The sequence below is a fragment of the Streptomyces sp. NPDC007875 genome, from assembly GCF_042868035.1.
GTDB lineage: Bacteria > Actinomycetota > Actinomycetes > Streptomycetales > Streptomycetaceae > Streptomyces > Streptomyces antimycoticus.
The window spans coordinates 1-13,905 of record NZ_JBIADZ010000003.1 but is presented as its reverse complement, the minus strand read 5'-3'; the positions used below and the strand labels follow the sequence as shown (position 1 = coordinate 13,905).

Here is a 13,905-nt window from a genome sequence, read left to right as displayed (position 1 = left end):
CGATATGAGCGAGGTCGTGGGCAGCCATGACCTGCTGCTGATCACCCTCGACACCTTGCGCTACGACGTGGCGGCCGAACTGGCGGCCGCAGGACGGACGCCGAACCTCAGTGCCCGGATGCCCGGCGGCGCCTGGGACGAGCGGCATGCCCCCGGCAGCTTCACCTACGCCTCCCACCAGGCGATGTTCGCGGGTTTCCTGCCGACCCCGGCCACCCCCGGACCGCACCGCCGGCTGTTCGCGGCCCGTTTCGCGGGCAGCGAGACCACCGCGGCGGGCACCTATGTCTTCGAGACGCCCGATCTGGTGTCGGGGCTCGCGGCGGCCGGGTACCACACGGTGTGCGTCGGCGGGGTCGGCTTCTTCAACAAGCGGGGGCCGCTGGGCTCGGTGCTGCCCGGCTACTTCGACGAGAGCCACTGGGAGCCGGAGTTCGGGGTCACCTCCCCCACCTCGTTCGAGGCGCAGATCGACCGCGCCGAGAAGGTGATCGCGGATCTGGACCCCGGCCGGCGGCTGTTCCTCTTCGTCAACGTCTCCGCGCTGCACCAGCCCAACTGGTTCCATCTGCCCGGCGCCACCCACGAGGCGGGCGACTCCCGCGCCACCCACGCCGCCGCCCTGGAGTACGTGGACCGCCATGTCGAGCGGCTCCTGGCCGCCCTGAGCGGCCGCGGTCCCGCCTTCGCCATCCTCTGCTCCGACCACGGCACCGCGTACGGCGACGACGGCTACACGGGCCACCGGCTCGGCCATGAGGTCGTCTGGACCGTGCCGTACACCCACTTCTTCCTCGAGGCCCGATGAACATCAGCACGCTCGGTTCGACCGTCCGCCCCTACCAGTCGTACGTCTACGCCTATCCGCACAAGACCGCCTACCGGCCGCTCGCCGAGCGTCCCGCGCTGCGCGCGCTGTGGGCGGCCGAGCCGAAGGACGCGCTGTCACTGTATCTGCACATCCCCTTCTGCGAGGTGCGCTGCGGCTTCTGCAATCTCTTCACCCGGATCGGTGCCCCCGAGGGGCTGGTGACGGCCTATCTGGACGCGCTGGAGCGGCAGGCGGGGGCGGTGCGCGAGGCGCTCGGCGAGGAGGCCCGGTTCGCCGCCGCGGCGTTCGGCGGCGGCACCCCCACGTTCCTGGAGGCGGCCGAGCTGGAGCGGCTCTGCGATATCGCCGAGAAGGGGATGGGCGCGGACCTGGCCGCCGTGCCGCTCTCGGTCGAGGCGTCCCCGGCCACCGCCACGGCCGACCGGCTCGCGGTGCTGGCCGGGCGCGGCACCACCCGGCTGAGCCTGGGGGTGCAGAGCTTCGTCGACGCGGAGGCGCGCTCGGCGGTGCGGCCGCAGCGCCGGGCCGATGTGGAGGCGGCGCTGAGCCGGATCCGGGACGCGGGGATACCGGTGCTCAACATCGATCTGATCTATGGCATCGACGGTCAGACCGAGGACAGTTGGCGCCAATCCCTGGACGCCGCCCTGGCCTGGCGCCCGGAGGAGCTGTATCTCTATCCCCTCTATGTCCGCCCGCTGACCGGGCTCGGCCGCAAGGAGGTCAGGGAGCCAGAGGCGGAGTGGGACGCGGAGTGGGACGAGCGGCGGCTGCGGCTGTACCGCTCGGGCCGCGACCATCTGCTCGCCCACGGCTATGAGCAGGTCTCGATGCGGATGTTCCGTGCCCAGGGCGTACCCGCGACCGGGGGTGAGGACCACGCCTGCCAGACGGACGGCATGGTCGGCCTGGGCTGCGGCGCCCGCTCCTACACCTCCGCCCTGCACTACTCGTTCGACTACGCGGTCGACATGCGGGAGATCCGCGGCATCATCGACGACTATGTCTCCCGGCCCGCGGCCGACTTCGCCCGCGCCGAGCACGGCCTGAGGATGACCGGCGACGAGGCCCGCCGGCGCCATCTGCTGCAGTCCGTCCTCCAGGCCGAGGGGATGGAGTCGGCGGGCTACCGGGCCCGGTTCGGTGCCGATCCGGCCGAGGACTTCCCCGTGGAGCTGGCGCGGTTCGCGGCGCGCGGCTGGCTGGATCCGGGCGCGGTGCCCGGACGGCTGCGGCTGTCCCCCGAGGGGCTGGCGCACTCCGATGCGCTCGGCCCTGAGCTGTTCTCGCCCGCCGTGCGCGCCGCCATGGCCGCGTACGACCTGAAGTGAGGTGTTCAGGCGTGGACTTGACCATTCTGTACCGGGGTCCGCTCGCCTCGTGCGACTACGACTGTCCGTACTGCCCGTTCGCCAAGCGCCGGGACAGCCCGGAGCGGCTGCGCGCCGACCGCGCCGCGCTGGAGCGGTTCACGGCCTGGGCGGCGGAGCAGACCGGTGACCGGCTGTCGGTGCTGTTCACCCCGTGGGGCGAGGGGCTGGTGCGCTCCTGGTATCGCCGTGCGCTCATCGAGCTCAGCCATCTGCCCCATGTCGAGCGGGTCGCCATCCAGACCAATCTGAGCTGCCGGACCGGGTGGACGACCGAGGCCGACCCGGCCACCCTCGCCCTGTGGTGCACCTACCACCCGGGCCAGACCCCGTACGACCGGTTTCTCGCCAAGTGCGGGGAGCTGGCCGCGCGCGGGGTGCGCCACAGCGTCGGCATCGTGGGGCTGCCCGCCCATCTGGACCGGGCCCGCCAACTGCGCGCCGATCTCCCGAGCCAGGTGTACCTGTGGGTGAACGCGGCCGAGGGCCACACCTACACGGACGCCGAGGCGGCCGAGTGGACCGCGCTGGACCCGCTCTTCGGCTACAGCCGCCATCCGCACCGAAGCGCCGGTCTGCCATGCCGGACCGGCGCCTCGGTGATCTCGGTGGACGGCGACGGCACGGTGCGCCGCTGCCATTTCGTCCCTGCGGAACTGGGCAATCTCTACGACGGGTCGTACCGCGCGGCGCTACGGCCCCGGCCCTGCCCGCTAGCCGTCTGTGACTGCCATATCGGCTATGTGCACCTGGAGTCGCTCCCCCTGTACGACGTGTTCGCGGGCGGTGTGCTGGAACGCGTCCCGGCGCCGCCCCCGCCGGCCGGTCCGTGGTCGGTCGGTCACACTGTTTCCCCCTCGATCCCCCTGGTCATGACGAGCGTCGCAGAACCGCACGTCACAGGAACAGAAAGTCCGCTTCCCCGGCCTTCGCCCCCTGGATGAAGCGTTTCATCTCCACCGGGGTGTAAATCAGTGCCGGTCCGTCCGGATCGGTCGACTGGCGCAGCGCCACCCGTCCGTCCTTCAGCCTCATCGCCTCGACGCAGCTTCCCCCGTTGCCGCCACTCCAAGGCTTGTGCCAGCCCTCGCTGCCGAGGTCCCTTGCCGGCATGCCGCTGTATACGCGGCTCCCGCATATGCGATCCATCGTTCAGATCTCCTTGCGAATGCGACTCAGAATGGCCTGAGTCGTCTGAGCAGGCGCGGCCTGCGCGCACATCCGGTCCAAGGCCTCCAGGAATGCCGATACGTCATCGCGCTGGTCGAAGTAGGAGCCGCTGACCAGCGACTCCGTATACGCGATATCCGGCAGCTCCGGGATCGGGAACCGGAAGATATGGAAGGGGCCGTACATCGCCGGGTGCGGGCCGGCGTCGAACGGCATGATCTGCAGCCGGATATGAGGGGCCTCCGCCTCCTCGATCAACCGCGCGATCTGGGCACGCATGGTCTCGGAACCGCCGATGGGGCGGCGCACCACCGTTTCGTCCATGACCACCCACAGCATCGGCGGGTTGTCCCGGGTGAGCAGGGCCTGGCGTTCCATACGGAGGGCGACATTGCGCTCGATCTCCGACTCGGGCGCATGCGGCATGCCCGCGCGGAGCACCGCGCGGGCATAGTCGTCGGTCTGCAGCAGCCCGGGAATGTAATGCGGCTCGTAGGCCCGGATCAGATTGGCCTCGACCTCCAGGCTGACGAAGGTGTTGAACCACTCCGGCAGGACGTCGCGGAACCGGTGCCACCAGCCGGCCTTGTTGGCCTCGCGCGCGAGGGAGAGGAACCCCTCGACCTCCTCGGGGTCGATGACGCCGTACGTCCGCAGCAGCTTCTCGACGTACGGGAGCTTCAGGCCGACCTCGGCCTTCTCCATCCGGCGGATCGTGGCATGCGTGACGTCCAGGGCGCGCCCGGCCTGTTCGAACGACAGCCCGGCCTTCTCCCGAAGGTCCTGGAGCCGTTTTCCGAGCACGACTCGCAGGACGGTCGGGGCTCCGCCCGCCCGCGCATCCGCCACTACCGTCCCCCTCCAAGTACCTTCACGACACAGCAGTCTGGCATGGGCTCAGCATTCCGAACACCCTGCGCTTGCGATTCTGTAATTTACAGATTGAACCTTGCCATACGCGAGCGTGACAGAGCATAGTGTCGACGTGGCTCCTTCCTATGAGGCTCTCCGGTTAGGGCGCGGCGGCACCGTGGTCGCTCCGCCCCGCCACGACGTGTTTCGTCTGCCGGCGCTGAGCACGTCCGTCGCCGAGGCGAGAAGGCATGTCGTCCGGCGGCTGCGCTCATGGGGCATCGACCAGGACACCCGGGACAGCGCGGAGTTGATCGTCTCCGAGCTGTTCACCAACGCGGTCCGCCACACCTCCAGCGAGGAGGTTCGCTGCTCACTGCAGCTCATAGGGACCCGGCTGCGGCTCGAGGTGGCCGACCAGGGATGCGCCCGCACGGTGCCGGAGGCCAGGTCGGTGACCGCGGACCAGGAGGGCGGCCGCGGGCTGATGCTGGTGGAGGCCCTCTCGGAAGCCTGGGGGGTCAGGCCGAACCAGGGGGGAGCGGGCCGCGCCGTCTGGGCCTATCTGGCGACGTAGCGGCTCCGCGACGACACGACCGTACGGACGGGCACGGACGAGTACGACTCACGCACGACCCAGGCACGACGCACGCACGACCTACGTACGAGCAGGCACGGCGCGACGCGCCGTCCGGAGCGGCGCGAGCACAGGGGCTCGGAACGAGCGGTGCCGAGGGAATAGGGGCAGCGACAGCGCACGAGGCGGTCAGCCTCGGGGCGCCAACGGGGGTCTGCCCCTATTCCTCCGGGACCGCTTCGGGTCACGGAACGTTCAGGGCCGCAGCGGCAGCAGATCGGGCCGCTTGGGCTCCACATGGTCACCCGACGACTCACCGCGCAGTCGTCGGCCGATCCAGGGCACCAGATATTCGCGCGCCCAGTGGACGTTGTCCCGGCGCACCTCGGCGGCGGTGCGCTGCCCCTCCGGCGGCCAGGGCTGATCGGGGTCGGCGGGAACGTCGAGCCCCAGCACCTGACCGGCCCTCAGCGCGACCCGGGTGTGCCCGTCCGGCGACAGATGCAGCCGGTCGGCGTCCCAGGCCCGGCGGTCCTGCACCGAGCGCAGCGACCACAGGTCGAGCACCGGGCAGTCGTAGCGGTCGGCGATCGCCCGCACATGCGCCGTATACGTGGCGATCTTGCCCCGCAGATGACGCAGTACCGGCACCCCTCTGGTGTCGAAGCCCGTGCACACCAGCACCGTGCCCACCTGTGCCTTGAGGTCGGCGACGGCCGCCTCGTAGCGCTCGGCGACATCGTCGGGGTCGCTGCCGGGGCGCAGGATGTCATTGCCCCCCGCACAGAAGGTGACCAGATCGGGGCCGAGTTCGATGGCGCGCGCCACCTGCTCCGCGACAATCTGGTCAAGGAGTCGACCGCGTACGGCCAAATTGGCGTAGCGGAAATCGTCGTGAGGTCGTTGGTCGGACAGCAGGACCGCGAGCCGGTCGGCCCAGCCGACGAACACTCCATCAGGACCGGGGTCGCCGACGCCCTCGGTGAAGCTGTCGCCGACGGCTGCGTACGACCCGATGGAACCGTTGCTGAATCTCTCCTTATCGTCTGCCACGTCGGGACATCATTCACCCGACGGCGTGACTTACGCCATCGTAACCAGGGCTTGACGTGGGGTGATCTATCCCACCTGGTCAGTTTCGGCGAAGGTGGAATACGGCGGCGTCGAGGTCACCGCCCAGCCCGGTGCGCAGGCCCCGGTGCGCGAGCACCGCTCCCCGGTGCACCTCCCCGGTCTCCAGGTCCCGGTAGGTGGCCGCCGGGTCGAGCCCGCGCAGCCGCAGCGGGGGCTGCGCGTCGCCGTAGTGCTGCGCCTGGATCCAGGCCAGCACCACGGTCTCCTCGCCCCGGACGTACTGCACCGCGCTGAGCCCGTCGCCCTCCGGCGGTCGCAGCCGGTAGAGCTCACCGTGCTGGACGACCGGGCGCACCCGCTTGTAGAGCGCCACCCAGTCGCGGGCCTCGGCCAGTTCCGCCTCGCTCCAGCGGGTGAGATCGCCGCCGACGCCCAGCACCCCGGCCATCGCGCTGACGAAGCGGAAGCGCAGCGAGCTGACGCGTGCGTTGCCCATGGCATTGGGACTGTCGGTGACCCAGGCGGCCATCACCCGGGCCGGGTGGAGCTGGCTGAAGCCGTGCTGGATGGCCAGCCGGTCCAGCGGGTCGGTGTTGTCCGAGGTCCACACCTGGTCGGTGCGGCCCAGGACGCCCAGATCGATCCGGCCACCACCGCCCGAGCAGGACTCGAAGGCGACCTGGAGGTGTGCGGCGCGCAGCCGCTCCAGCAGCTCGTACAGCCCGCGTACATGGTCGATCCACAGCCGCCGCGGATAGGGCTCACCGGGCCAGCCGGCGTCCGAGAAGGAGCGGTTGAAGTCCCATTTCACATAGTCGATGGGCGCACCGCTCAGCAGGGTGTCCAGCCGCTCCCACAGATACTCGCGCACCTCGGGGCGGGCGAGGTTGAGCACGAGCTGGTTGCGGAATTCGGCGCGGGCCCGGCCGGAGTGGTGCTGCACCCAGTCGGGGTGGGCGCGGTAGAGGTCGCTGTCGGGGTTGACCATCTCCGGCTCGACCCAGATGCCGAACTGCATCCCCAGCGCGTGCACCTCGTCGGCGAGCGGCTTCAGCCCGTGTGGAAAGCGGTCCGGGTTGGCCGTCCAGTCGCCGAGCCCGGCCCGGTCGCTGGTGCGCGCCCCGAACCACCCGTCGTCGACGACGAACAGCTCGACGCCCATGGTGGCGGCCAGCTGGGCGAGCGAGCGCTGCTGCTCCTCGCTCACCTCGAACTCGGTGGCCTCCCAGGAGTTGTAGAGCACCGGCCGGGACCGGTCGGCGCCGGGGACCACCCGCGCGAGCTGCCAGGCGTGCCAGGCTCGGCTCGCGGCCCCGAAGCCTCCGTCGGTCCACAGCCCCGCGAAGACGGGGGTGGTGAACGACTCACCGGGCGCGAGGAGCAATTGGCCCGCGTCGTCGTGGCCGACCCCGCCGACCGCCTGGACGGCGCCATCGGCCAGCCGTTGGACGGCGATCCGCCAGGCCCCGGACCAGGCGAGCGCGCAGCTGTGCACCTCGCCGCTCTCCTCGGTGGCCTCCCCGCCGTCCAGGGCGATCCAGGGCAGATGATGGTGGCTGGTGTGGCCCCGGCGGCTGCCGATCACCTTCTCGCCAGGGGTGAGCTCGGTGCGGGCCAGCCGGCTCTCGGCGGCCCAGCGGCCGTGCAGATGGGACAGCCGCCAGCGGTCGCGCACCGGGAGCGACCAGGCGGCGGAGTCGGCGCGCAGCAGCTCCACGGGCTCCTGGCCGGCGTTGCCGGTGTGGGTGAGGGTGGTCCATCGCTCGATGACATCGCCGTCGTCCCGCATCCGGTAGTGGAGGGTGATGTCGAGGTGGTGCAGCGGGTCGTGGAAGCGCAACCGCAGCTCCTGGCCGGTGCCGGGGTCCAGGACGGTGCCGCTGCTGAACCGCCACTCGGTGCCGCGCACGCCCCCGGCGTGTACGGACAGGGCGGGGCGGACGAAACGCGGGCCGCCCTCCACGGGGTACTCCTCGCGCCCGTCCAGCGGTGATTCGAACGGCCGCTCCGGCGGCCCCGGCTCGGCGGCGAGGGCCTCGGCGTCCTCGACCGCGATGCCCGGACCCCAGTGGAGGTGGAGCAGTTCATCACGGTCGGTGACATGCAGGGCATAGCTGCTGTGCCGCCCCGAGAGCACCCAGAGCCGACCGCTTCCACCGGTTTCGATCATCGCGCTCCCCCAATTCTCCACAGGTGTCAACATGATCGGGGAGGGCGGGCCGGTGCGGCAATGCCCTCGCACCGGCGGGAGACCGATTGCCCGTTGCACCCATGTCGTATGGTCGGCTGCAGCCGCCTCGTCGACGAGCCGCGTCGGCGGCCCATGGTGAAGGAGAGCCCGTGACGCAGCAGTCGCAGCCGCCGCAGGTCCCCCAGGCCGAAACTCAGCTGGTGGGGGTACGCAACTTCCGTGATCTCGGCGGACTGCCGGCTGCCGACGGCCGCCGTGTGCGGCCCGGCGTCCTGTTCCGCAGCGGCCATCTCGCCCATGCCACCGAGGCGGACGCGGCCTTCCTCGACGCGCTCGGCCTGCACACCGTCTTCGACTTCCGCAACGCCGCCGACATCAAGCTGGAGGGCCCGGACGTCACGCTGAGCGGGGTCCGGAACGTCAATCTGCCGCTGTCCGACCCGGCCGACGGCGCCGGGTTCTGGACGATGGTGCGCGAGGGCGATCTGGACACCCTGCGCAAGCTGCTCGCCGAGGGCCGGGCCGAGAAGCGCATGATCGGCTCCTACCGCGGGATCATCACCACCCGGATCGTCGAGCACGGCCGGATCCTCAGCGACATGGCGGAGGACAGCTCGCCGGTGCTGATGCACTGTTCGGCCGGCAAGGACCGGGCGGGGCTGTCCATCGCGGTGACCCTGCTGGCCCTCGGCGTCGAGCGGGAGGCCATCGAGGCCGACTACCTCGCGTCGGCCGCCGCCCACCGGCGCTACAAGATCTGGCGCAAGGGCGATCCGGAGGACGGCTCCGACCCGATGTCCGCAGAGGTCATGGCGCTGCTGCTGCCGCTCTTCGACGCGCGCGCCGAATATCTGGCAGCGGCCTTCGCGACCATCGAGGAGACCTGGGGCGGCACCGACCGCTATCTCGCCGAGGGGCTCGGCCTCACCCCCGAGCGGCGCGAGCGGCTCCGCGAGCGGCTGCTCACCGGCTGACAACACCGCCCCGGGGCCGACAGCGCCGGCCCGCGCCCGCCCCGGGGCTCACGGCTCACGGCTCACGGCTCACGGCTCACGGCTCACGGCTCACGGCTCACGGCTCACGGCTCACGGCTCACCACATGGTGTCGGCCCCGGCCTCGGGCTCGGTGACCCAGCCCGCCGCCAGCACCAGACCGGTGGCGCGGTGCACGGCCAGGAAGCCGAACGGCCGGTCGTACCGCACGCTGATCAGCTTCACCTTCCGCTGCGGCGGCGCCGAACCGGGAGCCATGGAGAACGCGGTCACCGCCGCCGCCCAGAAGCCCTCGGCGCTGAACGAGGCGGTCATGGACTGCTCTCCGGAGGACAGCGCCAGCGCGGCCGGGCTGATCCCCGGGAAGTGGCCGCGCGCGGTGTCCTGGGCGGTACGCAGCCCGAACAGCTCGGCCCGGCGCAGCAGATCGTGCCGGGCCTTCATCGGTGAAGGCCGGGGTGGTGAGCGTCACCCGGGGCGTGGGGTCCCAGCTCTCGACCTCCATGACCTGGACTCCGGGCCCGGCCGCGCCCGGCGGCAGCGCCGAGCCGGGCCACCCCGCGTACCGCCCGGCCACCGCGCCGATCCCGGCCTCCAGCACCTCGCCGCCCGGTGCGTCCTCGGCGCCGAGGACCAGATGCACATCCAGCCCGTTGCGGCCCGCGACCCCGGACAGGGTGAGCGGACCGGCCGGGGTGTCCGGGACGACTCGCAGCACCCCGTCGAGGTCGTCCGCGGACCGGGTGAGCCCGGCCAGCGACCGGTCCCGCCACGGGCCGCTCTTCGGCATCAGCCAGCCCGGCTGGAACGGCTGCAGCCAGGCCGTCCGCACCGTGAGCGCCCCGGCCAGCACCAGCTGGGTGGCGGGGCTGAGCGGCACCGGCATCTCGGCGATCGCGCCCCGTGTGCACCGGGATGCCCAGGCGTCCAGCTCCTTGCGGTCGTGCTCGCTGTCCCCGGTCAGCGCACCCCGTACGCCCGGCGGCATCGCGGCCTCCCACTCGGACCGGATCGGCAGGTCCTGACGGGTCCACAGCCCGGTGGCGGCGTCGACACCGTCCATGCCGTCCAGCGCCCCGAGCAGCTCGCCGCCGAGCGCCGTGGCCCGGTCGGCGCCGACGCCCAGCGCGTCCTCCAGCTCCTGGCGGGCCGGGCCGCCGGCACCGCCCGCGAGCAGGGCGAGCAGCGGCCAGACCCCGGTGGCGGCGAAGACCGTGCCCTCGTCCGCCACGGCGGCCCGCGCCCACCTCGCCGTCATCGTGTTGACGGCCCCTACGGCGGTCGCGTCGATCATGCCGGATCCCCCATCGGTCAGCGGTTGGCCACCGCCTGCTTGACGAGAGTCCGGCCGAACTCCCACATCAGGCCGCCGCCCTGATGTGCGTCATCCATGACCGCGGTGAACGCCTCGACGAATCGGTCCACTTCCCGCTCACCGATGATCAGCGGCGGGATCAGCTTAATGACCTCCAGATGGTCCCCGGACACCTGGGTGAGGATGCGATGGCGCCGCAGCAGCGGGACGACGACCATCTGCGCGAACAGCCCCTTGCGCGCCGTCTGCAGCATCGCCCACCGGCTGCGCAGCCCCAGTGAGCTGGGCCTGCCGAACTCGATGCCGATCATCAGCCCCCGGCCGCGGACGTCGTGCAGCAGCTCGTAGCGGTCCACGAGCGCGGCGAGGCGCTCGCGCAGCAGCTCGCCGGTGCGGCGGGCGTTGGCCACGATCTGCTCGTCCTCCATCACGGCGAGGACGGCGAGGCCGGCCGCCATGGCCTGGGCGTTGGCGCCGAAGCTGGCGGAGTGGACCAGCACCCGGTCCATCGAGGAGTAGACCTTCCTGAAGATCCAGTCCTTGCCGAGCGTCGCGCCGACCGGCACATAGCCGCCGGAGAGGGCCTTGGCCACGCACACCAGATCCGGTTCGACGCCGTCCTCGTGGCTGTAGGCGAAGAAGTCCCCGGTGCGGCCGAGGCCGGTCTGCACCTCGTCCGCGATGAGCAGCGCCTTGTGGCGGTGGAGCAGCTCCTGCGCGGCGCGCAGAAAGCCGGGCGGGGTCTCGTGCACCCCCTTGCCCTGGATGGGCTCCACCACGAACGCCGCCACGTCCCCGCGCGCCAGCTCCCGCTCCAGCGCGTCGAGATCGCCCATCTCGATGGCGGTGTCGGGCAGCAGCGGGGCGAACCCCTTGCGGAAGCCGTCCTCGCCGTTGACCGACAGCGAGCCGGTGGTGAGCCCGTGGAAGGCGTGGGCGCAGTAGAGGATGCGTGGTTTACGGGTGGCGTAGCGGGCGAACTTCAGGGCCGTCTCGACGGCCTCGGTGCCGCTGTTGCCGAAGAAGACCCGGTCCAGATGCGGGGCGTGGGCCAGCAGCCGCTCGGCCAGCAGACCGGGCAGCGGCTGGCAGTCGAAGCGGGTCAGATCGGCCAGGTCGGCGTCCAGGACGTCGTGCAGCGCCTTGCGGACCACGGGGTGGTGGCGGCCCAGGCCCATCACCCCGAAGCCGGCGAGCATATCGAGGTAGTCCTGGCCCTCGTCGTCCCAGAAGTACGCGCCCTCGCCCCGTTCGTAGACCTTGTCGAATCCGATGGTCTGCAGCATCCGGGGCAGCTGGTGGTTGAGATGCCGGGTGTGCAGGTCGTACCGCTCCGAGGCACGCTCGGCCAGCAGCTTCCCGAGGTCGAAGCCCGAACGCCGCTGCTGCTCGGCTGCTGTCATGCCTGGCTCTCCTTGGCGGCGGCGGTACGGGCCTGGGCGGCGGTACGGGCCTCGGCGGCGGTGCTCGCGCGCTCCGGACGGTCCGCGATACGGGTCAGGGCCGCCCCGATCCGGCCCGCGATCTCGGCGGGGGTGAGCCCGATGTCGGCCAGCACCTCACCGCGCTTGGCATGGGCCAGGAACGCCTCGGGGATGCCGAACGTCCGCACCGGCAGGTCGACTTCGGCGTCCCCCAGCGTCTGGGCGACCGCCGCGCCCACTCCGCCGGTGCGCACATTGTCCTCGACGACCGCCACCAGCCGGTGGCGCGCCGCGAGTCCGGGCAGCTCGGGGTCGACGGGTTTGACCCAGCGCGGATCGACGACCGTGCAGCCGATGCCGCGCTCGGCCAGCAGCTCGGCGGCGCGCAGCGCGACGGTGGCCATGACCCCGGCCGCGACGAGGAGGACGTCCTCGCCCCGGCGCAGGACGTCCATCCCGCCGACGCGGTCGATGGCCGCGATGGGCTGCCCCACCGACTCCTTGGGGAAGCGGATGACGGTCGGCGCGTCGTCCACGTCGATCGCCTCGCGCAGCTGGGCGCGCAGCTGGTCGGCGTCGCGCGGGGCGGCGATCCGCAGCCCCGGCACCACCTGGAGGACGGACATGTCCCACATGCCGTTGTGGCTCGGCCCGTCGGTGCCGGTGACACCGGCCCGGTCCAGGACGAAGGTCACCCCGCAGCGGTGCAGGGCGATATCCATGAGCAGCTGGTCGAAGGCGCGGTTGAGGAAGGTGGCGTAGACGGCGAAGACCGGGTGGAGTCCGCCGGTGGCGAGTCCGGCCGCCGAGACCGCCCCGTGCTGCTCGGCGATGCCGACGTCCCACACCCGCTCGGGATACGCCTCGGCGAAGCCGGCGAGGCCCACGGGGTGCAGCATCGCGGCGGTGAGGGCGACCACATCGGGCCGCTCGGCGCCGATCCGCACCATCTCCTCCCCGAACACCGAGGTCCATGAGCGGCCGCCGGAGGGGATGAGGGGAGCGCAGGTGAGCGGGTCCATCGCGGCGACGGTGTGGAAACGATCCGCCTCGTCCTCCAGCGCGGGCCGGTAGCCGCGGCCCTTCTCGGTGAGGCAGTGGACGAGGACCGGGCCGTGGAACCGCTTGGCGCGGCGCAGGGCCGACTCGACCGCCTCGGTGTCATGACCGTCGATGGGGCCGAGGTACTTCAGCCCGAGGTCCTCGAACATGCCCTGCGGTGCGAAGGCGTCCTTGAATCCCTTCTTGGCGCCGTGCAGCGAGCCGTACAGCGGCTGGCCGACCACCGGGGTGCGCTGCAGCACCTCCTTGCCCCAGGCCAGGAAGCGCTCGTAGCCGTCGGTGGTGCGGAGGGTGGCGAGGTGGTTGGCGAGCCCGCCGATGGTGGGCGCGTAGGAGCGCTCGTTGTCGTTGACGACGATGACCAGCGGACGGTCCCGGGCGGCGGCGATGTTGTTGAGCGCCTCCCAGGCCATCCCGCCGGTCAGCGCCCCGTCCCCGATGACGGCGACCACATGGTCGGTGCCGCCGCGCACCTCATTGGCCTTGGCGAGGCCGTCGGCCCAGCCCAGCACGGTGGAGGCATGGCTGTTCTCGATGATGTCGTGCTCGGATTCGGCCCGTGACGGATAGCCGGACAGTCCGCCCTTGTGGCGGAGCTTGGAGAAGTCCTGGCGGCCGGTGAGCAGTTTGTGGACGTAGGACTGGTGGCCGGTGTCCCACAGGATGCGATCGGCGGGTGAGTCGAAGACGCGGTGCAGGGCTATGGACAGCTCGACCACGCCGAGATTCGGGCCCAGATGGCCTCCGGTCCTGGCCACCGCGTCGATCAGGAACTCCCTGATCTCCTGGGCGAGCACGTCCAGTTCCTCACCGGTCAGCGCCTTGAGGTCGTGCGGGCCCCGGATGTTCTCCAGCAACGGCATGGTCGGTTCCCCTCCTCGGTGTATCAGCCCACGGTGACGTCCGGGGTGCCCGACGGGACCCCCTCGTCCTCCATGCGCCGCGCGATGTTCATGGCCTCGTCGATCAGGGTCTCCACGATCTTCGACTCCGGCACGGTCTTGATGACCTCGCCCTTGACGAAGATCTGCCCCTTGCCATTGCC

12 protein-coding genes and 1 pseudogene are annotated in these 13,905 nt (G+C 71.4%); 5 read left to right on the top strand and 8 right to left on the bottom strand.

Translation table 11 applies throughout. The features are described 5' to 3' along the window. Positions 1 to 4 precede the first annotated feature (4 nt). From ACFYOY_RS06965 to ACFYOY_RS06955, 3 genes are read left to right on the top strand one after another with little or no spacing between them, the layout of a single operon-like run. Positions 5 to 808 (top strand): STM4013/SEN3800 family hydrolase, encoded by an 804-nt coding sequence (locus tag ACFYOY_RS06965; protein WP_351903864.1) that lies wholly within the window; start codon positions 5 to 7, stop codon positions 806 to 808. Further along, complete coding sequence (locus ACFYOY_RS06960) at positions 805 to 2,163, top strand: STM4012 family radical SAM protein (protein ID WP_388585334.1); 1,359 nt, start codon at positions 805 to 807, stop codon at positions 2,161 to 2,163. Before ACFYOY_RS06965 ends, ACFYOY_RS06960 begins: the two co-directional genes overlap by 4 nt. A gap of 11 nt (positions 2,164 to 2,174) precedes the next feature. Continuing rightward, positions 2,175 to 3,146 (top strand): STM4011 family radical SAM protein, encoded by a 972-nt coding sequence (locus ACFYOY_RS06955; RefSeq protein ID WP_351903776.1) that lies wholly within the window; start codon positions 2,175 to 2,177, stop codon positions 3,144 to 3,146. Here ACFYOY_RS06955 and ACFYOY_RS06950 read toward each other — a convergent pair. Then, positions 3,100 to 3,351 (bottom strand): DUF397 domain-containing protein, encoded by a 252-nt coding sequence (locus tag ACFYOY_RS06950; protein ID WP_078639994.1) that lies wholly within the window; start codon positions 3,349 to 3,351, stop codon positions 3,100 to 3,102. The two genes, ACFYOY_RS06955 and ACFYOY_RS06950, sit on opposite strands and share 47 nt — an antisense overlap. 3 nt (positions 3,352 to 3,354) lie before the next feature. Further along, a complete protein-coding gene (locus ACFYOY_RS06945; RefSeq protein ID WP_351903773.1) occupies positions 3,355 to 4,221 on the bottom strand; it encodes a helix-turn-helix transcriptional regulator in 867 nt (288 codons plus the stop codon). A gap of 136 nt (positions 4,222 to 4,357) precedes the next feature. Between ACFYOY_RS06945 and ACFYOY_RS06940 the strand changes: the two genes are divergently transcribed. Further along, positions 4,358 to 4,801 (top strand): ATP-binding protein, encoded by a 444-nt coding sequence (locus ACFYOY_RS06940; RefSeq protein ID WP_237298680.1) that lies wholly within the window; start codon positions 4,358 to 4,360, stop codon positions 4,799 to 4,801. 255 nt (positions 4,802 to 5,056) lie between these two features. Here ACFYOY_RS06940 and ACFYOY_RS06935 read toward each other — a convergent pair whose 3' ends face one another. Together ACFYOY_RS06935 and ACFYOY_RS06930 are read right to left on the bottom strand one after the other, a co-directional pair. Next, positions 5,057 to 5,854 (bottom strand): SGNH/GDSL hydrolase family protein, encoded by a 798-nt coding sequence (locus ACFYOY_RS06935; RefSeq protein WP_351903769.1) that lies wholly within the window; start codon positions 5,852 to 5,854, stop codon positions 5,057 to 5,059. Positions 5,855 to 5,933: 79 nt separating this feature from the next. Next, the gene (locus tag ACFYOY_RS06930) at positions 5,934 to 8,045 is read right to left on the bottom strand and encodes an alpha-galactosidase (RefSeq protein WP_388585329.1); all 2,112 of its coding nucleotides are present in this window, start codon (positions 8,043 to 8,045) and stop codon (positions 5,934 to 5,936) included. 170 nt (positions 8,046 to 8,215) lie between these two features. Between ACFYOY_RS06930 and ACFYOY_RS06925 the strand changes: the two genes are divergently transcribed. Next, entirely contained in the window at positions 8,216 to 9,040 is an 825-nt protein-coding gene (locus ACFYOY_RS06925) for a tyrosine-protein phosphatase (protein ID WP_351903763.1), read from the top strand. Between the two features lie 104 nt (positions 9,041 to 9,144). On the opposite strand, the gene ACFYOY_RS06920 is transcribed toward ACFYOY_RS06925, so the two are convergent. The 4 genes and pseudogenes from ACFYOY_RS06920 to ACFYOY_RS06905 all read right to left on the bottom strand — a co-directional run. Further along, positions 9,145 to 10,353: a serpin family protein gene (locus ACFYOY_RS06920; RefSeq protein WP_388585325.1), complete on the bottom strand. Its 1,209-nt coding sequence runs from the start codon at positions 10,351 to 10,353 to the stop codon at positions 9,145 to 9,147. A gap of 17 nt (positions 10,354 to 10,370) precedes the next feature. Further along, the gene (locus ACFYOY_RS06915) at positions 10,371 to 11,777 is read right to left on the bottom strand and encodes an aspartate aminotransferase family protein (RefSeq protein ID WP_351903757.1); all 1,407 of its coding nucleotides are present in this window, start codon (positions 11,775 to 11,777) and stop codon (positions 10,371 to 10,373) included. Continuing rightward, positions 11,774 to 13,723, bottom strand: coding sequence for a 1-deoxy-D-xylulose-5-phosphate synthase (gene dxs / locus ACFYOY_RS06910; protein ID WP_351903754.1), 1,950 nt, complete (start codon positions 13,721 to 13,723; stop codon positions 11,774 to 11,776). The genes ACFYOY_RS06915 and dxs overlap by 4 nt, the downstream gene beginning before the upstream one ends. Positions 13,724 to 13,746: 23 nt before the next feature. Continuing rightward, positions 13,747 to 13,905 (bottom strand): annotated as a pseudogene (locus ACFYOY_RS06905) (4-hydroxy-3-methylbut-2-en-1-yl diphosphate synthase); the annotation flags it as partial.

What these genes read in the sequence shown, in the direction of transcription:
- ACFYOY_RS06920 (WP_388585325.1), bottom strand. Translation starts at nt 10,353, where the DNA reads ATGATCGACGCGACCGCCGTAGGGGCCGTCAACACGATGACGGCGAGG.
- ACFYOY_RS06930 (WP_388585329.1), bottom strand. Translation starts at nt 8,045, where the DNA reads ATGATCGAAACCGGTGGAAGCGGTCGGCTCTGGGTGCTCTCGGGGCGG.
- ACFYOY_RS06950 (WP_078639994.1), bottom strand. Translation starts at nt 3,351, where the DNA reads ATGGATCGCATATGCGGGAGCCGCGTATACAGCGGCATGCCGGCAAGG.
- dxs (WP_351903754.1), bottom strand. Translation starts at nt 13,723, where the DNA reads ATGCCGTTGCTGGAGAACATCCGGGGCCCGCACGACCTCAAGGCGCTG.
- ACFYOY_RS06965 (WP_351903864.1), top strand. Translation starts at nt 5, where the DNA reads ATGAGCGAGGTCGTGGGCAGCCATGACCTGCTGCTGATCACCCTCGAC.
- ACFYOY_RS06960 (WP_388585334.1), top strand. Translation starts at nt 805, where the DNA reads ATGAACATCAGCACGCTCGGTTCGACCGTCCGCCCCTACCAGTCGTAC.
- ACFYOY_RS06915 (WP_351903757.1), bottom strand. Translation starts at nt 11,777, where the DNA reads ATGACAGCAGCCGAGCAGCAGCGGCGTTCGGGCTTCGACCTCGGGAAG.